This is a genomic window from Cellulosimicrobium sp. XJ-DQ-B-000 (assembly GCF_031119065.1).
Classification (GTDB): domain Bacteria; phylum Actinomycetota; class Actinomycetes; order Actinomycetales; family Cellulomonadaceae; genus Cellulosimicrobium; species Cellulosimicrobium funkei.
In genome coordinates this window covers 1-21,425 of record NZ_JAVHYN010000012.1, presented here as the reverse complement: position 1 = coordinate 21,425, position 21,425 = coordinate 1, and the positions used below count along the sequence as shown (strand labels likewise).

Below are 21,425 nucleotides of genomic sequence, written 5' to 3'. Positions count from 1 at the left end.
GGGAGGGGAGCGGGGGTGGGGAGGGTCACGGCGGGGTCGCGCGGGCGTAGCGGGTGGCCAGGGTGCGCACGTGGTCGACGAGAGCCTGCGGTTCCGTCACGTGGAAGTCGAGGCCCAGCATCCCGACCCACACCGCGACGACCTCGACGCTGTCGCCGCCGGTGACGAGGACGGAGCGGTCGTCGGCGAGCGGCTCGACCGTGCCGACCGTCGGGTTGATGCGCCGCAGCACCTCGTCGGCGGGCGCGTCGACGACGATCCGGGCGTGCACGGCCCAGCCGGCGCGCGCGACCTCGCGCACGACGAAGTCGGTCAGGTCGCCGGGGAAGTCCACCGGCGCGAACCGCCGCCCGCCCGGCACGCGCAGCACGAGCCAGTCGACGCGGTAGGGAGCCCACTCGCCGGTCGTCGTGTCGCGGGCCACGAGGAACCAGCGGCGCTGCCACGCGACGAGGCGGTACGGCTCGAGCTCGAGCGGCTCGTCGCGGTAGAAGCAGCGCAGGCCCTGGTGGTCGCGCACGGCGTCGGCCAGGGCGGTGAGCGTGTCCGGGTCGACGACCGGGTCCTCGACGTTCGAGTCCGTGTTCGCGGGGCCGGCGGCGCTCGCGGACCGGAGCGCGGCGAGACGACGGCGCAGGCGGTCCGGCATGACCTGCTCCAGCTTGGCGAGCGCGGACGCCCCGGACTCCTCGAAGCCCGCCGTGCCGGTCGCGGCCCGCAGCCCGACGGCGACCGCGACGGCCTCGGCGTCGTCGAGCAGGAGCGGGGGCAGCCGCGCCCCGGCGCCGAGCCGGTACCGGCCGCCCGGGCCGCGCACCGCGTCGACGGGGTAGCCGAGCTCGCGCAGGCGGGCGACGTCGTTGCGGACCGTGCGGTCGCTGACGTCGAGGCGCTCGGCGAGCTCGGCGCCCGACCAGTCGGGGCGCGACTGGAGCAGGCCGAGCAGCGCGAGCATGCGGGCCGAGGTGGAGGCCACGGGTCCCTCCTGGGGTCGACGGACGACGCGGGAGAACTTCTCGGAGCACCGCCAGAATAACGGAATGAAACGTTCCTGAACCCTTCCTAGAGTCGGGAGCAGAGCAGGGCACGAGGCCCCGCCCGACCGAGGAGACCGCCATGACCGCGTCACACCTCTCCCCGTCCCTCGAGCACCGCCCGTTCTCCGTCGCCGTCCCGCAGGCCGACCTCGACGACCTCCGGTCGCGCCTCGGACGGACCCGGTTCGCGCCCGCCGCCCCCGGGGACTCCTGGGACTACGGGACGCCCGAGTCCTACCTGCGCGACATGGTCGGGCGCTGGACGGCGTTCGACTGGAGGGCGGTCGAGGGCCGGGTCAACACGTATCCGGGCTTCCGCACCGAGATCGACGGCCAGCCGATCCACTACCTCCACGTGCGCTCCCGGCACGACGACGCGACGCCGCTGCTGCTCGCGCACACCTACCCGGGCTCGTTCCTCGACTTCCTCGACATGATCGACCCGCTCGTCGACCCCGTCGCCCACGGCGGCCGGCCCGAGGACGCGTTCCACCTCGTCATCCCCTCCATGCCGGGCTTCGGATTCTCGACGCCCGTCGTCGGGGACACGGACTGGACGATGGCGCGCGTCGCCCGCACCTACGACGTCCTCATGCGCGACCTCGGGTACGACTCCTACGGGATCCACGGCAGCGACGGCGGCGCGATGGTCGGCCGCGAGCTCGCGGTCCTCGACCCCGAGGGCTTCCTCGGCGCCCACGTGCTCCAGCTCTTCTCCTTCCCGTCGGGCGCTCCCGGCGAGATGGACGGCTTCGGCGAGAAGGAGTTCGCCGCGCTCGGGCACCTCCAGTGGTTCCAGTCGGTGGGTGCCTACAACACGATGAACGCGTCGCGGCCGCAGACGATGGCCGCGGGCCTCGCCGACTCGCCCGTCGCCGTCCTCGCCTACCACGAGCTGTTCGAGAGCTTCGGCAACGGGACGAGCCTCGTGAGCGCCGACCAGGTGCTCGCCCAGGCGACGCTCTACTGGCTGACCAACTCCTACGCGACCGCCGCGCGCTACCACTACGCGGAGCAGCGCTCGGGCGCCGAGCCGGTCGTGAGCCGGGGCCGGATCGGCGTGGCGGTCTTCGCCGACGACTTCCAGACGATCCGCGCGTTCGCCGAGCGCGACAACGCCCGGATCGAGCACTGGTCCGAGCACCCGCGCGGCGGTCACTACGCGGCGCTCGAGGTCCCGCTCGACGTCGTCGCCGACCTCCGGGTCTTCTTCGCCTGACGCCCGCGACCGTCGAGAACGGGGTACCGCGCGCTCGACCACGACGTCGTCGTCGTCATCCGACCGATGACGACGGCGACGTCGTGCTCGGCGCAGAATGGGGCGGTGTTCTCCCGACCCGTGACCCGCCTCGACCTCGTCCCGCGCCGCGTCCGCGTGCACGCCGTCCGGGAGACGTCCGGCGCGCTGCGCCGCCTCACCTTCCGCGACGCCGCCCCGGGCGACGCCTCGCTCGCGACGCTGCGCGCGCCCGGCCCCGACGACCACGTCAAGGTGTTCCTCCCGGACCCGGCCACCGGCGTCCTGCACGCCCCGACGCTCACCGACGACGGCGCCCTCCAGCGCCCGGCAGGCGTCGTGTCGATCTCGCGCGAGCTGACCGTCCGGGCGACGCGGACCGTCGACGGGGTTCCCGAGGTCGACGTCGACTGGGTGCTCCACGGCGGCACCGACCCGGGTGCGCCGCCCACGGGCGAGGGTGGCCCGGCCTCGGCGTGGGCCGCACGGGCGGCGGTGGGCGACGAGGTCGTGCTCGCCGGCCCGACGACGAGCCGCGCCGTGCCGGACGGCGTCGGGCGGCTCCTGCTCGTCGGGGACGAGACGGGCCTGCCGGCGCTCGCGCGCTGGGTGGAGGCGGTCGGGGCCGACGTGCCCGTGACCGCGATCGTGGAGATCGGCGACGACGTCGACGAGGCGTTCGTCGAGGACGAGCTCGGGCGCGCGACGACCGAGCTCCTCTACCGCACCGACGGGCCCGGGCAGCTCGCCGAGGCCGTCCGCGCGCTCGGTCCGCTCGACGCCGACGAGTACGTGTTCGCCGCGGGCGAGGCGACCGACCTCGTCGCGGTGCGCCACGCGCTGCGCGGCTCCGGGGCACGGCCCGACCAGCTCGCCGTCCACGGCTACTGGCGCCGCGGCGTCGTCAACCTCGACCCCGAGGCTCCTTTGGACCCGACCGACCCCGACTGACCCCGCGCCCGGGTCACCTGCCGTGCATGACGTCGACGGCGAGCCCGCGTCCGGCGACGGCGAGCCGCGAGTCGTTCGTCCACAGGGCGGAGCACCCGTGGACCTGCGCGGCGGCGAGGTGCAGCGCGTCGGGCGTCCGGAGCGACGAGGAGGCGCGCAGGCGTGCCGCCCGCTCGAAGGCCGTGGCATCGAGGGGAAGCTCGACGAACAGGTCGAGCGCGCCCCGGTACCGGTCCTCGAGCTCCGGGTCCCCGGACCGCAGCGGTCCCACGAGGCACTCCAGCCGGACGAGCGGGCTGATCGCGAACTCCTCGTGCCCGTGCCGGGCCAGCAGCTCGCGCACGTGCGGACCACGCTCGGCGTCCTCGACCAGGTAGATGACGAGGCACGTGTCGAGGTAGATCACTCCCAGCCCTCGCGCGCGGCCTCGATGTCGGCGTCGATCTGGCTCGCCGAGCGGGCGGTCCGTCGCGACGGCGGGTGGTCGTCGAGCCACTCGACGATCGCCGCCCCGGTCCCGTGCGCGAGGTCGGCCCGGACCGGCACGAGTCGCACGAGCGGGACGCCACGCCGCGCGATGACCACGTCCTCGCCGGCTGCGGCTCGATTGACGAGCTGAGAGAGGTTGTTCTTGGCCTCCAGCACGTTGACCTGCATCGCCGCTCCTCGGGTCGGTATCCTGGCCAGGATACCTGGCCAGTGTGCTCCGCGGAAGGCTCGCGAGGGCCGTGAGGTCCCCTCCCGCGGGCGTCTGCGGGCGGCGTAACGGGCTGCAAGCGGACCGACGGCGCGCCACAGTGGGCCCATGACCCGACTCCTCGTGCTCGGCGGTTCCGACTTCGTGGGGCGCGCCGTCGTCGACGACGCCCTCGCCCGCGGCTGGGACGTCACCGTCCTCAACCGGGGCACCACGCCCGTGCCCGACGGCGTCCGGCAGCTCGTGGGCGACCGCACCCGGCCGGACGGCCTGGACGCGCTGCGCGCGGACGACGTCCCGCAGAAGTGGGACGTCGTCGTCGACACGTGGTCCTGGGCGCCCGCGGCGGCGCGCGACGCCGCCCGGCTCCTCGCCGGCCGGGTGCCGGGCGACGACCGGTACGTCTACGTGTCGTCGCGCTCGGTGTACCCGTTCCCGCGGCCGCGCGGGGCCGACGAGACGTCGGAGCTCGTCGACGGCGACCCGGACGACACGACCTCCGACGACTACGCCCGCGCCAAGCGCGGCGCGGAGATCGCCGTGACCGACGCGCTCGGCGACCGGGCGATCCTGCTGCGCGCGGGCCTCATCCTCGGGCCGCGGGAGAACGTGGGCCGCCTGCCGTGGTGGCTGCGTCGCGTCGCGCGCGGCGGCCCGGTGCTCGCCCCCGGGCCCGCCGACCTGCCGCTGCAGTACGTCGACGCGCGCGACCTCGCGGCGTTCGCGCTCGACGTGGCGCTCGCGGGCGCGTCCGGGCCGGTCGACGTCGTCAGCGCGCCCGGGCACACGACCATGGGCGAGCTGCTCGCCGCGTGCGTCGAGGCGACCGCCGCCGACGCGGCAGCAGTGGGTAACCCGCCCGCCGAGCTCGTGTGGGTCGAGCCGGAGGCCGTCCTCGCGGCCGGGATCGAGCCGTGGACCCAGCTCCCGGTCTGGCTGCCGCCGGGCGAGCTGCACGACGCGCTCCACGGCTCCGACACGTCGCGCGCGGTGGCGCTCGGCCTGCGCACGCGCGACGTGCGCGAGACGGTGCGCGACACGTGGGCGTGGCTCCGCGCCCTCGACGCCACGGGAGAGACGACGCCGCAGCGCGCGGACCGCCCCGCCGTCGGGCTCCCGCCGGACCTCGAGGCCGCCGCGCTGCGCGCCGCCGGCCGCGGCTGACCCGCCGACGCGGCTCGTCGGCGAGGTGGCTGGCCGCGCAGCGATCAGTGGGGGGTCAGTGCTCCGCGAGGAGCTCGCGGACGCGGGGGATGACCTGGGTGCCGTAGAGCTCGATGCTGCGCAGCATCGTCGAGTGGGGGAGCGTGCCGGTCGAGTACTTGAGGTCGAACCGGCCTGCGCCGAGGAGGCGGACGGTGCGGGCGATCTTGCGGGCCACCGTCTCGGGCGAGCCGACGTAGAGCGAGCCGTCGCGCACGTCGTGGGCGAACCGCCCGCGGTGGTACGCGGGCCAGCCGCGCTCGCGCCCGATCCGGTTGTTCATCGCCGCGAAGTGCTCGTAGACCTCCTCCTGCGCCTGCTCGTCGGTCTCGGCGACGTGGCCGGGCGAGTGCACGCCGATCGGCAGCACGGGCGTGCCGAGCTCCTCGACCGCGCGGTGGTAGAGGTCCACGTAGGGGCGGAAGCGCTCGGGCTCGCCGCCGATGATCGCGAGCATGAGGCCCAGCCCGTGCCGCGCGGTCCGCACGACCGACTCGGGCGAGCCGCCGACCCCGACCCACGTGCGCAGGCGCCCGCTCTCGGTCTTGGGCCAGACCTCCTGGTCGGCGAGCCCGGCGCGCGTCGTACCCGACCACGTGACGGGGCCCTCGTCGAGCAGGTGGACGAACAGGTCGAGCTTCTCCTCGAACAGCACCTCGTAGTCGGCGAGGTCGTAGCCGAACAGCGGGAACGACTCGATGAACGACCCGCGCCCCAGGATGACCTCCGCGCGCCCGCCGGACAGCGCGTCGAGCGTCGAGAACCGCTCGAAGACGCGCACCGGGTCGTCGGAGCTGAGCACGGTCACCGCGGAGCCGAGGCGGATGCGCGACGTCCGCGTCGCGATCCCGGCGAGCACCACCTCGGGCGCGCTGATGGCGAAGTCCGCGCGGTGGTGCTCCCCGACGCCGAAGAAGTCGACGCCGACCTGGTCCGCGAGCTCCGCCTCCTCGACGACGTCGCGGATCGTGCGCGCCCCGCTGAGCAGCACGCCGTCCGGCCCGGCGGTCACGTCGCCGAAGGTGTCGAGCCCGAGCTCGACCGTCGCGGGGTCCGGTTCGGCCGTCGCGCTCTCGGTGGGGATCGGGGAGGTCGTCTCGTCGGTCATGATCTGCTCCTGCGGTCGGGCGACCGTCGGGGGACCGGTGCTCTCACCGGTGGCGCGGTCGTGCGCGTCTCAACCGTGCCCGGTCCGCGGATCTTCCGCGACCCGTCCGCGGGCGGCCGGCAGGGACGACGACGGCCGCCGCCCCGCGTGGGACGACGGCCGTCGGTGCCGCGCCCGCGGGCCGGCGGGGACGTCAGTACGTCGAGACGTCGCCGTTCGCGACGAGCGCCGCGATGGCGACGATGTAGATGACGAAGCCGATGGCGCCGAGCACGGTGAAGATGATGCTGAGGATGAGACCCCACTTGGCGAGCTGGTTGTCGAAGCCCGCCTCCTTGCTCTTCTTGCGCGCGATCGCGCTGACGACGATGCCCGCGACCGCGAAGACGAACGCGAGGACGAAGCCGACGATGCCGAGGGTCTTGCCCGGGTCCTCGATCGGGGCCGAGTAGCCGGCGGGGGCCTGCGGGGCGGCGGGGTACTGCTGGGCCATGGTTCTTCTGCTTTCTGGTGGGGCCGACGTGGTCGAGTCCGGACGGGGCGCGGACGGGGTGCCGTCCGCGCGACTGCGGGGCTCATTGTGGGGCATGACGCCTGTGCGTGAACAGGGGGAGTTCTCCCCGGGTGCCGTGAACACAGGACATACCGGACAGGCCGGGCGGATCAGCCCGCCGTCGGGTCGCTCGGGGCGTAGAGACGCAGCGCTCCGCGCCGCATGGTGAGACGGACGGTGACCGGCCCGGTGGGGGCGACGTCGTCGAGCGAGAGCGTCTCGCCGTCGTGCGCGAGCACCACGGGCGGCGACCCGGGGTGCCTGTGCTCGGCGTCGGGGGAGCGGTCCGTCGTGACGGCCTCGCCGTCGGGCCCGACGACCGCGCCGCGCGCGGGGAAGCGGAGCTCGAGGGCCGGGACGGACGTCGCGTCGACCACGAGGTGCCCCCGCACCCCGGGCACGCGCCGCGCGACGCGGGTCCCCGCGTCACCCGCCGCGACCTCGAGGAACGTGCGCAGCCGGCTCGCGCGGCGCTCGGCCCGGGCCGTGCGGACGTCGAGCACGCCGTCGTCGAGACGGTGCCGCTCGACCGGCGCGAGGCTCTGCGGGTAGTAGCGGTTGACGCCCGCGAACAGCGACCAGTACTCGCCCTCGTGCCCGTCCACCGCCATGCGCACCCGGTGCGCGCGCCGCAGCACGCGCGCCGCCGCGAGGACGGCGGCCGGCCACTTGCCGAGCCGGTGCTCGTGCTTCTCGCGCTCGGTGACGAGCTCCGGGTAGACACCGGCCGAGAAGGTGTTGAGCACGGTGCGGGGCGGCCCGTCGACCCCGTCGACCTCGAGGTCCGCGACGTCGATCGTCACGCCCGAGCCGGTCCGCACCGCCTCGATCGTCGCGCGCATCGACGTGAGGTCGGCCGCGCGCGCGAAGTGGTTGAGGGTGCCGCCGGGGAGCACGGCGAGCGGGAGGTCGTGCGCGCGCGCCGCCGCGGCCGCGGTCGACACCGTGCCGTCACCACCGCTGATGCCGAGCGCGCGGGCGCCCCGCGCGACGGCGTCGTCGTACAGACGGCGCAGGTCGTCGCCCTCGGCGAGCACGTGGAGGTCGGCGCGGGGGAGCCCGTCGCGGACCGCCGCGAGCGGGTCCTCCTTGAGCAGCCGGCCCGAGCCCGCCGCCGGGTTGACGACGACGAAGAGGCCCGCGCCGTCGTCGAGCGCGGGGACGTCCGCGGGCGGCCCCGCCGGGACGTCGGGGCGCTGCACGGCACGGCCGGGGACGAGCACCCGACTCACGAGCGCGACCCCGACGCCCAGCGCCGCCCCCGCGGCGACGTCCGAGAACCAGTGCGAGCCCGTGTGCAGACGCGAGTACAGGACGGCCCCGGCGAGCGGCGTGAGCGCCAGCCCGACCGTCGGCCACTCGATCGCGACGCCCGTGACGAACGCGGCGGCCGACGCCGAGTGACCCGAGGGGAACGAGGGCGACGTCGGCGGGTCCGCCACGCGGCGCCACAGGGGAAGGCCGTCGAGCGACGGGCGCACGCCCCCGAACACGGTCTTGCCGACGACGTTCGCGAGGACGCTCGACACGAGCAGCGAGCCGTAGCCGCGCAGGGCGGCGTCGCGCCCGCGCCGCCCGGTGGCGGCGATCCCGACGGCGGCCCCGGCCCACAGCACGCTGTGGTCGGCCCACGTCGAGAGCCGGGAGAGCGCGGTGTCGGCCGCGGCCCCCAGCGCGCGGCGGTTCGTCCAGCGGTTCACCGCGCGGTCGAGGCGGGCGACGCCGGGGAGCGCCTCGTGCGGCTTGACGATCCCGGTGACACGAGGCATCTCGCCATCGTAGGAAGGGCGGTCGAGGACCGCGCGGCGACGGCGCTCCGGGCCCGCGTGGGCCAGGTGGTCGGCTCAGGCCCCCGCGCGGCTCGTCTCGCCGCGGAGCGTGTCGATGTGCGCCTGCAGGCGCTCCAGCGCGACGGCCACGCCCTCGCCCGCGTCGTGCGCGAGGTCCGTCACGTGGCGGAGCTGGGCGGACGCCGCGTCGAGCGCGACCTGCGCGTCGGCGAGCGCGACGGCCGCGCGACCGTCGGCCGCCTCGTCGTCGTCGGTCGCGCGCTCGAGCGCGGAGCGGGCCTCGTCCGTCGCGGCCTCGACCGACTCGACGGCGTCGAGCACGTCGTTGCGGAGCACGGGGTGCAGGGCGGGGAGCTGGGCGTGCACGCGGTCGAGGTCGTTCCCGATGGTCTCCGTCTGGACCTGCGCGTCGGCGATGAGCTGCTGGACCTCGGCGGCGCTCGCCGTCGAGCACATCGGCAGCATCATGGACAGCGCGAGCAGGCTCGCCGCGGCGAACCGGGCAGACGTGCGCGTGCGCTGCGGCGTCGTGGGCTCGCTCGTCCTCGCTGACATGGCGACAAGTCTCCCGGGCGAACCTGAGAAGCACCAGGGAATCGAGGGCGAATTCATGGAGATTTCGCACACAGCGCACGCAGGAGGCGTGGTCCGGCGGCCCGGACCGGGTTCCGGGCCGCCGGAGCGGACGGTCAGACGCGCGCGAGCCGACGGCGTCGGGCCGCCGCGACCCGCGTCCCGACGAGCCCGTGCCGCGGGCTGAACAGGTACGCGAGCGCGAACGCTACGCCCAGCGCGACGACGACCGTCCCGCCCGACGCCGTGTCGAGGTAGTAGCTGACGTAGATGCCCACGACCCCGCACACCGCCGCGACGAGCGGCGAGACCCACAGCATCCGCGAGAAGCGGTCGGTGAGGAGGTACGCCGTCGCGCCGGGCGTGATGAGCAGCGCGACGACGAGGACCACGCCGACGGCCTGGAGCGCGACGACGACCGTCAGCGCGAGCAGGCCGAGCAGCAGCGCGCCGAGCCGTCGGGGCGAGAGCCCGATCGCGTGCGCGTGCGTCGGGTCGAACGCGTAGAGCGTGAGGTCGCGCCGCTTGAGCACGACGACCGCGAGCGTCACCGCGCCGAGTGCGAGCACCTGGAGCAGGTCCGCACGCGACACCCCGAGCAGGTTGCCGAAGAGGATGTGGTTGAGGTCCGTCTGGCTCGGCGTCACGGAGATGAGGACGAGCCCGAGCGCGAAGAGCGTCGTGAACACGACCCCGATCGCGGCGTCCTCCTTGACGCGCGACGTGTCGCGCACCGCGCCGATGAGCAGCACCGCGAGCAGCCCGAAGACGAGCGCGCCGAGCGCGAACGGCGCCCCCACCACGTACGCGAGCACGACGCCGGGCAGCACGGCGTGCGAGACGGCGTCGCCCATGAGGGACCAGCCCACGAGCACGAGCCAGCACGACAGCACGCCGCACACGATCCCGGCGGTCACCGTGACGGCGAGCGCGGTGCGCAGGAACTCGAACGACAGCGGCTCCAGGAGGGTGGCGAGGAGGTCGGTCACGGGGCCACCTCCACGCCGAACGCGAGCGCGAGGTTCTCGGGCCGCAGGACCTCCGCGGGCGTCGAGTGCAGCAGGACGCGGCGGTGGAGCAGCACCGCCTCGTCAGCGAGCTCGGGCAGCGCGTGCAGGTCGTGCGTCGAGACGAGGACGGTCGCCCCGCCGGCCGCGAGCTCGCGCAGCAGCGTGGTGATCGTCGCCTCCGTGCGCTTGTCCACGCCGGCGAACGGCTCGTCGAGCAGGAGGATCGTCGCGCCCTGCGCGAGCCCCCGGGCGACGAACGCGCGCTTGCGCTGCCCGCCCGAGAGCGCGCCGATCTGCCGGTCGGCGAGGTCGGTGAGCTCGACGCGCGCGAGCGCGTGCTCGACCGCCTCCCGGTCCGCGGGCCGCGTGCGCCGCGTGAAGCCCTGGTAGCCGTAGCGGCCCGTCATGACGACGTCGCGCACGCTCAGCGGGAAGGCCCAGTCGACGTCCTCGCTCTGCGGCACGTACCCCACCGCCTGGACGCGCCGGGCGCGCGCGGGGGGTGCGCCGTCGACCAGGACGGTGCCGCGGTCCGGCCGGACCATGCCCATGACCGCCTTGAACAGCGTCGACTTGCCCGAGCCGTTCATGCCGACGAGCCCGCATATCGTCCCCGGCCCGTGCGAGGACCCCAGGGCGAGGGTCGCGCCGTCGAGCGCGAGGACGTCGCCGTAGTGGACGGTGAGGTCGCGCACGTCGATCGCGGGCGTGCCCGACGGCGCCCGCCCGCCCGCGCTCACGCGTCACCGCCCGCGGTGGTGCCCGTGAGGCCCGCGACGATGGTCTCGGTGTCGTGGCGCAGGAGGTCGAGGTAGGTCGGCACGGGGCCGTCGGGCGCGGAGAGGGAGTCGACGTAGAGCGTCCCGCCGAACGCCGCGCCGGACTCGCGCGCGACCTGCTGCATCGCGTCGTCGGAGACGGTGGACTCGCAGAACACGGCGGGGACGTCGTGCTGCTCGACGAACTCGATCGCGCCGACGACCGACTGCGGCGTCGCCTGCTGCTCGGCGTTGACCGCCCACAGGTACTTCTCAGCGAGCCCGGCGTCGCGCGCGAGGTACGGGAACGCGCCCTCGCACGTGACCAGCGCGCGGTGGCCCTCGGGCAGCGCGTCGAGCGCCGTCGTGAGCTCGTCGTGCACGGCGGCGAGCTCGGCGGAGTAGGCCGCGGCGTTCGCCGCGTAGTCGTCGGCGTGGGCCGGGTCGAGCTCCGCGAAGGCGTCGGCCATGTTCTGCACGTAGACCTGCGCGTTCACGGGCGACATCCAGGCGTGCGGGTTCTCCTTGCCCTGGTACTCCTCGGCGGTGTCGTCGCCGAGCGCGATGGGCTCGACGCCCTCGCTCACGACGACGTGCGGCACGTCGAGCCCGTCGACGAACCGCCCGAACCACGCCTCGAGCCCCATGCCGTTGTCGAGGATGAGGTCGGCGTCCGCCGCCTTGCGGACGTCGCCGGGCGTCGGCTCGTAGCCGTGGATCTCCGCCCCGACCTTCGTGATCGACTCGACGCGCAGGTGGTCGCCCGCCACGTTCTCCGCCATGTCGGCGAGCACGGTGAACGTCGTGAGCACGACGGGCCGGCCGTCGTCGGGCGGGGTCGCCCCCGCGTCCGTGGCGCTCGAGCAGCCGCCCAGCGTCGCCGCGGCGAGGAGCGCGACGGCTGCGGCAGCGCGGGATGCGGGCCTCCGCGTCAAAAAGTTCGGCATACCGAAAAATCTAGTCGTCACGTCGGCCGCACGCAACGCCGCTTCCACCCCGGTCAGCCGAGGTAGAGCCCTGGTCCCGCGAGGTAGAGCCCTGGCTCAGCGAGGAAAGAGACCAGGGCTCTACCTCGGCAGACCAGAGCTCTACCTCGGCGCGGACGGGGCGGACGGGGCGGTCGGGCCCGACGGGCGGGTCGGGGTGGCGCGGGCGCCCAGGCGGCGGCTCACCTCGGCGGCGGCGCGCCCGACGGCGGCGGCGAGCTCCGCGCGGCGGGCGGGCGGGGCGTCGTCGGACCAGAAGGTGAGGGCGATGCCGGCGACGGGGAGCCCGGTGTGGTCGACGGCCGCGTGCGCGACGGACGCGAGGCCCGGGGTGACCTCGCCGTCCTCCTCGGCCCAGCCGCGCCGTCGGACGCCGCGCAGCACCTCGCGCAGGGCGCCGAGGGTCTGCGGCCCGACGCCGGTGCGGTCGGCGAACGCCGCGGCGCCGGGGAAGAGGGCGCGGACCTGGGCCGCGGGGAGGCCGGCGAGGACGGCGCGCCCGCTCGCGGTGAGGTGCGCGGGGAGGCGCACGTCGACGTCGGTCACGAGCGTGGGGCGGCGCGGCGCGCGCTGCTCGACGAGGTAGAGGACCTCGCGCCCGTTGAGCACGGCGAGGTGCGCGCTCTCGCCCGTCGACTCGACGAGGCGCGCGACGACGGGCCGCGCGAGCCGCGCGAGGGGCGCCTGCCGCGCGTACGCCGACCCGAGCGCGAGCGACGCCGTCCCGAGCCCGTAGCGGTGCTCCTCGGGCAGGTGGGTCACGAACCCCTCGTCGACGAGGACGGACAGCAGGTGGTAGACGGTCGAGCGGGGCAGCCCGAGGCCCTGCGCGACGGCGGCCGCGGGCGACGGGCCCGCCTGCGCGGCGAGGAACGTGAGCACGCGCACGGCCTGGCGCGCGGCGGGGACGTCGCTCGGCATGGAGGCCACGGTAGGCCCGTGGCACGATCGAGGCGTGACGACGACGCCCGACGACCAGCGCCTGCGCGACCTCGCGCGCCTGCGGCGCGTGCGCGACCGGATCGACCGCGAGTACGCGCAGCCGCTCGACGTCACGGCGCTCGCGGCCGGCGTGCACGTGTCGGCCGGGCACCTGAGCCGCGAGTTCAAGGCGGCGTACGGGGAGTCGGTCTACGCGTACCTCATGACGCGGCGGATCGAGCGCGCGAAGGCGCTGCTGCGTCGCGGCGACCTGAGCGTCACGGACGTGTGCTTCGCGGTGGGGTGCTCGTCCCTGGGGACGTTCAGCACGCGCTTCACCGAGCTCGTCGGCGTGCCGCCGAGCGTGTACCGACGGCGCGCGGCCGAGTCCGACGCCGGGTCCCCGGCTCCCGCGGAGTCGCGGACGGCCGCGGCGGCGGCACCGGGCACCGCGTCGGGCGCCGCGTCCGCCGCCGAGGCGGGCGCCGTCCCCGGCGCGGAGCGGCTGGACGGGCTGCCGGCGTGCGTCGCGCGGCGCGTCACGCGACCGGTCAGGAATCGAGAAGCGCGGGCCGGACGGCGGTCCTAGCGTCGTTCTCATGAACCTCACCATCAACTCCAGCTTCCTGCCCCAGACCGACCCCGACGCGTCGCTCGCGTTCTACCGCGACGTGCTCGGCTTCGAGGTCCGCAACGACGTCGGCTACGAGGGGATGCGGTGGATCACCGTGGGCCCGGCCGACCAGCCGGACACCGCGATCGTGCTGCACCCGCCGGCCGCGACCCCGGGCCTCAACGACGACGACAAGCGCGCCCTCCTGGAGATCGTGGCCAAGGGCGCGTACTTCGGCGTCAACCTCGCGACGCCCGACGTCGACGAGACGTTCGCCCGGATCGAGGCCGCGGGGGCGGAGGTCGTGCAGGAGCCGATCGACCAGCCCTACGGCGTGCGCGACTGCGCGTTCCGCGACCCGGCGGGCAACGAGATCCGCATCCAGCAGCGCTCCTGACCTCCGCACCGCCGCGGTCCCGCCTGACCGCCCGGTCCCGCGCCGCCGTCGCGCACGGCGCGATGAGTCCCGACCGCCCGGCCGGTCCTCACCCCCGGGACGTCCACGCACCGCACCCATCCACGCGCCGACCGTCCGGCTCTCCGGCAGACTCTTCCCGGGCTGCCGGGAGCGGGCGGTCGGCGCCGTCGACCGGTCCTCCGACCGTGCGACGAGGCTCGACGACGAGGAGACACGCATGAGCACGGCCACGACGACGGGAACCCCGACCTCGGAGCGCCAGGACCCCGACGCGCACGACGTCATCCGGGTCCAGGGGGCGCGGGCGAACAACCTGCAGGACGTGAGCGTCGAGATCCCGAAGCGGCGTCTCACGGTGTTCACGGGCGTCTCCGGGTCGGGCAAGAGCTCGCTCGTGTTCGACACCGTCGCCGCCGAGTCGCAGCGCCTCATCAACGAGACCTACCCGGCGTTCCTCCAGGGCTTCATGCCCACGCTGGACCGCCCCGACGTCGACGTGCTCGAAGGGCTCACGACGGCGATCGTCGTGGACCAGGAGCGGCTGGGCGCCAACCCGCGCTCCACGGTGGGCACGGTGACCGACGCGAACGCGATCCTGCGGGTGCTGTTCAGCCGGTTCGGCGAGCCGCAGGTCGGCCCGCCCACGGCGTTCTCCTTCAACATCCCCGCGCGCAAGGCGAGCGGCATCATGACGTCGGCCACCGGCGAGAAGACGATCGTCCGCAACGCGATCTACCACGGCGGCATGTGCCCGCGGTGCGAGGGGCGCGGCGCGGTCTCGGACCTCGACCTCACGGAGATCTTCGACGACTCCAAGTCGCTGCGCGACGGCGCGATCAAGGTCCCGGGGTACACCGCCGACGGGTGGATGGTGCGCGGGTTCGCCGAGTCGGGGTTCTTCCCGGGCGACCGGCCCATCCGCGAGTTCACCGACCAGCAGATGCAGGACTTCCTCTACAAGGAGCCCACCAAGATCAAGGCGATGGGGATCAACGTCACCTACGAGGGCCTGATCCCCAAGATCCAGAAGTCGATGTTCTCCAAGGACGTCGACTCGCTCCAGCCGCACGTCCGCGCGTTCGTCGAACGCGCCGCGACGTTCGCGCCGTGCCCCGACTGCGGTGGCACGCGCCTGTCCGAGTCGGCGCGCTCGTCGAAGATCCGCGGGGTCAACATCGCCGACCTGTGCGCGATGCAGATCACCGACCTCGCCGCGTGGATCCGTGACCTCGACGACCCGCACATGGCGCCCGTCGTCAACGCCCTCGGCGAGAACCTCGCGTCGTTCGTCGAGCTCGGGCTGGGCTACCTCAGCCTCGACCGGCCGTCGGGCACGCTGTCGGGCGGCGAGTCGCAGCGCATCAAGATGCTGCGCCACCTCGGGTCGTCGCTCACGGACGTCACCTACGTCTTCGACGAGCCGACCATCGGCCTGCACCCGCACGACATCGACCGCATGAACGGCCTCCTGCTCCAGCTGCGCGACAAGGGCAACACGGTCCTCGTCGTCGAGCACAAGCCGGAGACGATCGTCGTCGCGGACCACGTCGTCGACCTCGGCCCGGGTGCGGGCACGGCGGGCGGCCGGGTGACGTTCGAGGGCACGGTCGAGGGGCTGCGGGCGAGCGACACCGTCACCGGCCGCCACCTCGACGACCGCGCGACGCTCAAGGAGGAGGTGCGCTCGCCGTCGGGCGCGCTGGAGATCCGCGGCGCGGACGCGCACAACCTGCAGGACGTGGACGTCGACATCCCGCTCGGGGTGCTCGTCGTGCTGACCGGGGTGGCCGGGTCGGGCAAGAGCTCGCTCGTCGAGGGGTCGGTGTCGCGGCGCGAGGGCGTCGTGACGATCGACCAGAGCGCGGTGCGGGGGTCGCGCCGCAGCAACCCCGCGACCTACACGGGCCTGCTGGAGCCGATCCGCAAGGCGTTCGCCAAGGCCAACGGCGTCAAGCCCGCCCTGTTCAGCGCGAACTCCGAGGGCGCGTGCCCCGAGTGCAAGGGCGCGGGCGTCATCTACACCGAGCTCGGCTTCATGGAGACCGTCTCGACCCCTTGCGAGGATTGCGGGGGCCGCCGGTTCCAGGCCGCGGTGCTCGACTACACGCTCGGCGGGCTGAACATCGCCGACGTGCTCGACCTCCCGGTCGCGAAGGCGCGCGCGTTCTTCTCGTCCGGCGAGGGCAAGGTGCCGGCCGCCGCGGCGATCCTCGAACGCCTCGACGACGTCGGCCTCGGGTACGTGAGCCTCGGCCAGCCGCTCACGACGCTGTCCGGCGGCGAGCGCCAGCGCCTCAAGCTCGCGACCCACCTCGGCGACAAGGGCGGCGTGATCGTGCTCGACGAGCCGACGACCGGCCTCCACCTCGCGGACGTGCAGAACCTCCTCGGGCTCCTCGACCGGATCGTCGACGCGGGCAAGTCCGTCATCGTCATCGAGCACCACCAGGCCGTCATGGCGCACGCGGACTGGATCATCGACCTCGGCCCCGGCGCCGGGCACGACGGCGGTCGCGTCGTCTTCGAGGGCACCCCGGCCGACCTCGTGGCGGCGAGGTCCACCCTCACGGCCGAGCACCTCGCGGCCTACGTGAACGCCTGACCCGCTGCCCCCGGCCTCTCCGCCGCCCGCCCCTCCACGCCCCCCGCCCGGTGCCGAACAGGTGATCGTGGCGCGTCCCGGGCAGCTGACGCGCCACGACCGCCTGCTCGGCTCGCCGGGATGGCCTGGTCGGCGGCGTGGGCGGCGTCGGCGGCAGTTGCGGTAGAGGGCTGGCTGCTGCGGTCGGGGAGGGAACAGGGGGCCTGTCTGGCATCCCAGACTGAACCTGTCGCAGCGGGCTCCCGGCGCGTCGAGGCGCGGTGTGTCCTGGGGGCATGGCAGCGACGACGCACTCCCCGGCCGTCTCCGACCCGGCCCGCGCCGCGCGCGTCGTCGTCGTGGGCGACGGTCCGCTGACGATCGGCGACGTGGTCGACGTCGCGCGGCACGGCGCGCGCGTCCGGCTCGCGGACGCGGCGGTCGAGGCGATGGCGGCGAGTCGCGCCGTCGTCGAAGGGCTCGCGGACGACGACCGCCCGCACTACGGCGTCTCGACCGGGTTCGGCGCGCTGGCGCGGCGCCACATCCCGGTCGAGCGGCGCGCGCAGCTCCAGCTCAGCCTCGTGCGGTCGCACGCGGCGGGATCGGGGCCGGAGGTCGAGCGCGAGGTCGTGCGGGCGCTCCAGCTCCTGCGGCTCGCGACCCTGGCGACCGGGCGGACCGGGGCGCGCCCCGTCGTCGCGCAGACGTACGCCGCGATGCTCGACGCAAGGATCACTCCGGTGGTGCGCGAGTTCGGCTCGCTCGGGTGCTCGGGCGACCTCGCGCCGCTGGCCCACGTGGCGCTCGTGGCGCTCGGCGAGGGCGAGGTCCGGGACGCGGCGGGAGCCGTCGTGCCCGCTGCCGACGCGCTCGCCGCGGCCGGGATCGCGCCGCTCGCGCTGCGCGAGAAGGAGGGTCTCGCGCTCATCAACGGGACGGACGGCATGCTCGGCATGCTCGCGCTCGCGCTGCACGACCTGCGGTCCCTGCTCACGACGGCCGACGTCGCGGCCGCGGCGAGCGTCGAGGCGCTGCTCGGCTCGGACGCGCCGTTCGCGGCCGACCTCGCGGCGATGCGGCCGCACCCCGGCCAGGCGGCGTCGGCCGCGAACCTGCGCGCGCTGCTCGACGGCTCGCCCGTCGTGGCGAGCCACCGCACGCTCGACGCCGACGGCCGGCCCGAGTGCACGCGGGTGCAGGACGCGTACTCGCTGCGGTGCGCGCCGCAGGTGCACGGCGCCGCGCGCGACACGCTCGACCACGCGACCGCCGTCGCGCGCCGGGAGCTCGCGGCGGCGATCGACAACCCGGTCGTCACCGTGGACGGGCGCGTCGAGTCGAACGGCAACTTCCACGGGGCCCCGGTCGCGTACGTGCTCGACTTCCTCGCGATCGCCGCGGCCGACGTCGCGAGCATGAGCGAGCGCCGCACGGACCGGTTCCTCGACAAGGCCCGCAACGAGGGCCTGCCGCCGTTCCTCGCCGACGACCCGGGCGTCGACTCCGGGCTGATGATCGCGCAGTACACGGCGGCGGGGATCGTCTCGGAGCTCAAGCGGCTCGCGGTGCCGTCGAGCGTCGACTCCATCCCGTCGTCGGCCATGCAGGAGGACCACGTGTCCATGGGCTGGGCCGGGGCGCGCAAGCTCCGCCGCGCCGTCGACGGGCTGGGCCGCGTCCTCGCGATCGAGCTGCTCACCGCGACGCGCGCCCTCGACCTCCGCTGCGACGCCGGGTCCCTGCACCCCGCGCGGGGGACCGGCGCCGTGCGCGACCTCGTGCGCACGGCCGCCGCGGGCCCCGGACCGGACCGCTACCTCGCGCCCGAGATCGAGGCCGTGACCCGCCTCGTCGCGACGGGTGCCGTGACCGCGGCGGCGAGCGCCGCCGTCGGGCACCTGGCCTGAGACCCACCCGACCCGAAGGAGCGAGACGACCATGGTCCACGAGCCGACCCACCGCCTCGGCACGCCCGTCCCCGTCCGCGCCCCGCGCGGCACGACCCTCACCGCGCGGTCCTGGCAGACCGAGGCGCCGCTGCGGATGCTCATGAACAACCTCGACCCCGAGGTCGCGGAGCGGCCCGACGACCTCGTCGTCTACGGCGGCACGGGCCGGGCGGCGCGCGACTGGCCGAGCTACCACGCGATCGTCCGCACGCTCACGACGCTCGCGGACGACGAGACGCTCCTCGTGCAGTCGGGCAAGCCCGTCGGGGTGCTGCGGACGCACGAGTGGGCGCCGCGCGTGCTCCTCGCGAACAGCAACCTCGTGGGGGACTGGGCGACGTGGCCCGAGTTCCGGCGGCTCGAGGCGACGGGCCTGACGATGTACGGGCAGATGACGGCAGGGTCGTGGATCTACATCGGCGCGCAGGGCATCCTCCAGGGCACGTACGAGACGCTCGCTGCGGTCGCCGCGAAGCTCGCCGCCCGCCAGGGCGGGCAGGGGCTCAGTGGCGGGACCCTCGCCGGGACGCTCACGCTCACCGGCGGGTGCGGCGGCATGGGCGGCGCGCAGCCGCTCGCGGTGACGCTCAACGGCGGCGCGTGCCTCGTGGTCGACGTCGACCGGTCGCGCCTCGACCGGCGCGTGCGCGAGCGGTACCTCGACGTCGTCGCCGACGACCTCGACGCCGCGGTCCGGCTCGTCGAGGACGCGCGGCGCGAGCGCCGGGCGCTGTCGGTGGGGGTCGAGGGGAACAGCGCGACGGTCGTGCCGGAGCTGCTGCGGCGCGGGGTCGAGGTCGACGTCGTCACGGACCAGACGTCGGCGCACGATCCGCTGTCCTACCTGCCGGTCGGGGTGGACCTCGCGGACTGGGCCGACTACGCCGCCGCGAAGCCCGACGAGCTCACCGACCGCGCGCGCGAGTCCATGGCCCGGCACGTGGAGGGCATGGTCGGGTTCCTCGACGCGGGCGCCGAGGTGTTCGACTACGGAAACTCGATCCGCGACGAGGCGCGCCGCGGCGGGTACGACCGCGCGTTCGACTTCCCGGGGTTCGTGCCCGCGTACATCCGGCCGCTGTTCGCGCAGGGCAAGGGCCCGTTCCGGTGGGCCGCGCTCTCGGGCGACCCGCGCGACATCGCCGCGACCGACGCCGCCGTGCTCGACCTGTTCGACGACGACCACCTGCACCGCTGGATCCGCGCCGCCCAGGAGCGCGTCGCGTTCCAGGGACTGCCCGCGCGCATCTGCTGGCTCGGGCACGGCGAGCGCGACCGCGCGGGCCTCGCGTTCAACGACCTCGTGGCGTCGGGCGCGGTGCGCGCCCCGGTCGTCATCGGCCGCGACCACCTCGACGCCGGGTCGGTCGCGTCCCCGTACCGCGAGACGGAGGCCATGGCCGACGGCTCCGACGCGATCGCCGACTGGCCTCTGCTCAACGCGCTCACGGCCGCGTCGTCGGGCGCGACGTGGGTCTCGATCCACCAGGGCGGCGGCGTCGGCATGGGCCGCTCGATCCACGCGGGCCAGGTGTCCGTCGCGGACGGCACGCCGCTCGCCGCGGCCAAGCTCGCGCGCGTGCTGTCGAACGACCCGGGCCTCGGGGTGCTGCGCCACGTCGACGCCGGGTACGACGACGCGGTCGCCGCCGCCGAGCGCGGCAGGCTCCGCGTCCCCGCGCGGGAAACGCCGTGACGGGACGCCGCGCGACGGGCACGTCCTCGGGGCCCGGGTCGACGCTCGTCACCGGCATCGGCGAGCTGACGACCAACGCCCCGGGCGGCCCCGGCACGCGCGACGGCGACCCGACCGGCCTGGTGACGGACGCCGTCCTGCTGCTCGACGGCGGCCGGGTCGCCTGGGCGGGCCCGGCCCGGGAGGCGCGGGACGCCGTCGGGCACGCGCTGGACGGACGGGAGCCGGACGTGACGCTCGACGCGGGCGGGCGCGCGGTGCTCCCGGGGTTCGTCGACTCGCACACCCACCTCGTGTTCGCGGGCGACCGCGCCTCCGAGTTCGAGGCGCGCATGGCCGGGCGCACCTACGAGGCGGGCGGCATCCGGTCGACCGTCGCCGCGACGCGCGCCGCGTCCGACGACGTGCTCCGCGCCGGGCTGGCCCGGCACCTCGACGAGGCGGCCCGCCAGGGCACGACCACGGTCGAGGTGAAGAGCGGCTACGGCCTCACCGTCGCGGACGAGGAGCGGTCCGTGCGGCTCGCGCGCGAGGTGACGCCCGAGGTGACGTTCCTCGGGGCGCACGTCGTGCCGGTGGAGTACGCGGGCCGGGCCGACGCGTACGTCGACCTCGTATGCGGGGAGATGCTCGCCGCGTGCGCGCCGCACGCCCGGTGGGTCGACGTGTTCTGTGAGACCGGCGCGTTCACGCCCGAGCAGTCCCGCCGCGTGCTCGAGGCCGGGGCCGCCGCCGGGCTCGGGGTGCGCGTGCACGCGAACCAGCTCGGGCCGGGGGAGGGGGTGCGCCTCGCCGTCGGGCTGGGCGCCGCCGCGGTGGACCACTGCACGTACCTCACCGACGACGACGTCGCGGCGCTCGCGGGCTCGTGGACCGACAGCGGGACGCGGCCGGACGGGACGTCGGGAGCCGTCGCCGGGACCGTCGCGACGTCGGGAGCGGGCGCCGGGACCGTCGCGACCCTTCTCCCCGGCGTCGAGTTCTCCACGCGCCAGCCCTACCCCGACGCGCGACGACTCCTCGACGCGGGCGCCGTCGTCGCGCTCGCGAGCGACTGCAACCCCGGGTCGAGCTACACGTCGTCGATGCCGCTGTGCGTGGCGCTCGCGGTCCGCGAGATGCGGATGACCGTCGCCGAGGCCGTGTGGTCCGCCACCGCGGGCGGCGCGCTCGCGCTGCGGCGGTACGACGTCGGCCACCTCGCCCCCGGCGCCCGGGCCGACGTCGTGCTGCTCGACGCCCCGAGCCGCACCCACCTCGCCTACCGCCCCGGCGTCCCCCTGATCGCGAAGACGTGGAAATCCGGCCACCCCCACCCCTGACCCACCCCCACCCCTGACC

At 75.1% G+C, this 21,425-nt stretch carries 19 protein-coding genes and 1 pseudogene; 9 read left to right on the top strand and 11 right to left on the bottom strand.

What is annotated here, in order from left to right:
* Nucleotides 1-25: 25 nt before the first annotated feature.
* Complete coding sequence (locus tag RDI86_RS13835) at nt 26-976, bottom strand: YafY family protein (RefSeq protein WP_168946235.1); 951 nt, start codon at nt 974-976, stop codon at nt 26-28.
* 140 nt (nt 977-1,116) lie between these two features.
* Between RDI86_RS13835 and RDI86_RS13830 the strand changes: the two genes are divergently transcribed.
* Together RDI86_RS13830 and RDI86_RS13825 are read left to right on the top strand one after the other, a co-directional pair.
* Nucleotides 1,117-2,256 (top strand): epoxide hydrolase, encoded by a 1,140-nt coding sequence (locus RDI86_RS13830; protein ID WP_308821603.1) that lies wholly within the window; start codon nt 1,117-1,119, stop codon nt 2,254-2,256.
* Nucleotides 2,257-2,361: 105 nt separating this feature from the next.
* Nucleotides 2,362-3,225, top strand: coding sequence for a siderophore-interacting protein (locus tag RDI86_RS13825; RefSeq protein WP_076404282.1), 864 nt, complete (start codon nt 2,362-2,364; stop codon nt 3,223-3,225).
* A gap of 13 nt (nt 3,226-3,238) precedes the next feature.
* Here RDI86_RS13825 and RDI86_RS13820 read toward each other — a convergent pair whose 3' ends face one another.
* Both RDI86_RS13820 and RDI86_RS13815 read right to left on the bottom strand, forming a co-directional pair.
* Nucleotides 3,239-3,631, bottom strand: a complete 393-nt coding sequence (locus RDI86_RS13820; RefSeq protein ID WP_168946233.1) for a type II toxin-antitoxin system VapC family toxin — start codon at nt 3,629-3,631, stop codon at nt 3,239-3,241.
* Nucleotides 3,628-3,882, bottom strand: a complete 255-nt coding sequence (locus tag RDI86_RS13815) for a type II toxin-antitoxin system Phd/YefM family antitoxin (RefSeq protein WP_021483636.1) — start codon at nt 3,880-3,882, stop codon at nt 3,628-3,630. The genes RDI86_RS13820 and RDI86_RS13815 overlap by 4 nt, the downstream gene beginning before the upstream one ends.
* Nucleotides 3,883-4,030: 148 nt before the next feature.
* Between RDI86_RS13815 and RDI86_RS13810 the strand changes: the two genes are divergently transcribed.
* Nucleotides 4,031-5,086: an NAD-dependent epimerase/dehydratase family protein gene (locus RDI86_RS13810; protein ID WP_168946232.1), complete on the top strand. Its 1,056-nt coding sequence runs from the start codon at nt 4,031-4,033 to the stop codon at nt 5,084-5,086.
* A 55-nt stretch (nt 5,087-5,141) separates the two neighbouring features.
* Here RDI86_RS13810 and RDI86_RS13805 read toward each other — a convergent pair whose 3' ends face one another.
* The 8 genes from RDI86_RS13805 to RDI86_RS13770 all read right to left on the bottom strand — a co-directional run bounded on the left by RDI86_RS13805 (nt 5,142) and on the right by RDI86_RS13770 (nt 12,824).
* Nucleotides 5,142-6,233 (bottom strand): LLM class flavin-dependent oxidoreductase, encoded by a 1,092-nt coding sequence (locus tag RDI86_RS13805; protein ID WP_083711540.1) that lies wholly within the window; start codon nt 6,231-6,233, stop codon nt 5,142-5,144.
* A gap of 193 nt (nt 6,234-6,426) precedes the next feature.
* Entirely contained in the window at nt 6,427-6,726 is a 300-nt protein-coding gene (locus RDI86_RS13800; RefSeq protein ID WP_076404284.1) for a hypothetical protein, read from the bottom strand.
* Between the two features lie 170 nt (nt 6,727-6,896).
* Complete coding sequence (locus RDI86_RS13795) at nt 6,897-8,555, bottom strand: phosphatase PAP2 family protein (protein WP_308821602.1); 1,659 nt, start codon at nt 8,553-8,555, stop codon at nt 6,897-6,899.
* Between the two features lie 75 nt (nt 8,556-8,630).
* Nucleotides 8,631-9,131: a hypothetical protein gene (locus RDI86_RS13790; protein WP_211932644.1), complete on the bottom strand. Its 501-nt coding sequence runs from the start codon at nt 9,129-9,131 to the stop codon at nt 8,631-8,633.
* Between the two features lie 134 nt (nt 9,132-9,265).
* Nucleotides 9,266-10,138, bottom strand: coding sequence for a metal ABC transporter permease (locus RDI86_RS13785; RefSeq protein ID WP_308821601.1), 873 nt, complete (start codon nt 10,136-10,138; stop codon nt 9,266-9,268).
* Complete coding sequence (locus RDI86_RS13780) at nt 10,135-10,899, bottom strand: metal ABC transporter ATP-binding protein (protein ID WP_308821600.1); 765 nt, start codon at nt 10,897-10,899, stop codon at nt 10,135-10,137. The genes RDI86_RS13785 and RDI86_RS13780 overlap by 4 nt, the downstream gene beginning before the upstream one ends.
* A complete protein-coding gene (locus RDI86_RS13775; protein WP_251176587.1) occupies nt 10,896-11,864 on the bottom strand; it encodes a metal ABC transporter substrate-binding protein in 969 nt (322 codons plus the stop codon). Before RDI86_RS13775 ends, RDI86_RS13780 begins: the two co-directional genes overlap by 4 nt.
* 141 nt (nt 11,865-12,005) lie before the next feature.
* Complete coding sequence (locus tag RDI86_RS13770) at nt 12,006-12,824, bottom strand: IclR family transcriptional regulator (protein WP_194521450.1); 819 nt, start codon at nt 12,822-12,824, stop codon at nt 12,006-12,008.
* On the opposite strand from RDI86_RS13770, the pseudogene RDI86_RS13765 reads away from it, so the two are divergent.
* From RDI86_RS13765 to RDI86_RS13740, 6 genes and pseudogenes are all read left to right on the top strand, one after another.
* A pseudogene (locus RDI86_RS13765) lies at nt 12,823-13,215 on the top strand (helix-turn-helix transcriptional regulator); the annotation flags it as partial. The gene RDI86_RS13770 and the pseudogene RDI86_RS13765 sit on opposite strands and share 2 nt — an antisense overlap.
* A gap of 208 nt (nt 13,216-13,423) precedes the next feature.
* On the top strand, nt 13,424-13,834 hold the full coding sequence (locus tag RDI86_RS13760) for a VOC family protein (protein ID WP_031316030.1): 411 nt from the start codon (nt 13,424-13,426) through the stop codon (nt 13,832-13,834).
* 238 nt (nt 13,835-14,072) lie between these two features.
* Nucleotides 14,073-16,457: an excinuclease ABC subunit UvrA gene (locus tag RDI86_RS13755; protein ID WP_168946226.1), complete on the top strand. Its 2,385-nt coding sequence runs from the start codon at nt 14,073-14,075 to the stop codon at nt 16,455-16,457.
* Nucleotides 16,458-16,732: 275 nt separating this feature from the next.
* Nucleotides 16,733-18,346 (top strand): histidine ammonia-lyase, encoded by a 1,614-nt coding sequence (gene hutH, locus RDI86_RS13750; RefSeq protein WP_308821599.1) that lies wholly within the window; start codon nt 16,733-16,735, stop codon nt 18,344-18,346.
* 31 nt (nt 18,347-18,377) lie between these two features.
* On the top strand, nt 18,378-20,084 hold the full coding sequence (locus RDI86_RS13745) for a urocanate hydratase (RefSeq protein ID WP_308821598.1): 1,707 nt from the start codon (nt 18,378-18,380) through the stop codon (nt 20,082-20,084).
* On the top strand, nt 20,081-21,406 hold the full coding sequence (locus RDI86_RS13740; RefSeq protein ID WP_308821597.1) for an amidohydrolase family protein: 1,326 nt from the start codon (nt 20,081-20,083) through the stop codon (nt 21,404-21,406). Before RDI86_RS13745 ends, RDI86_RS13740 begins: the two co-directional genes overlap by 4 nt.
* Nucleotides 21,407-21,425: the final 19 nt, after the last annotated feature.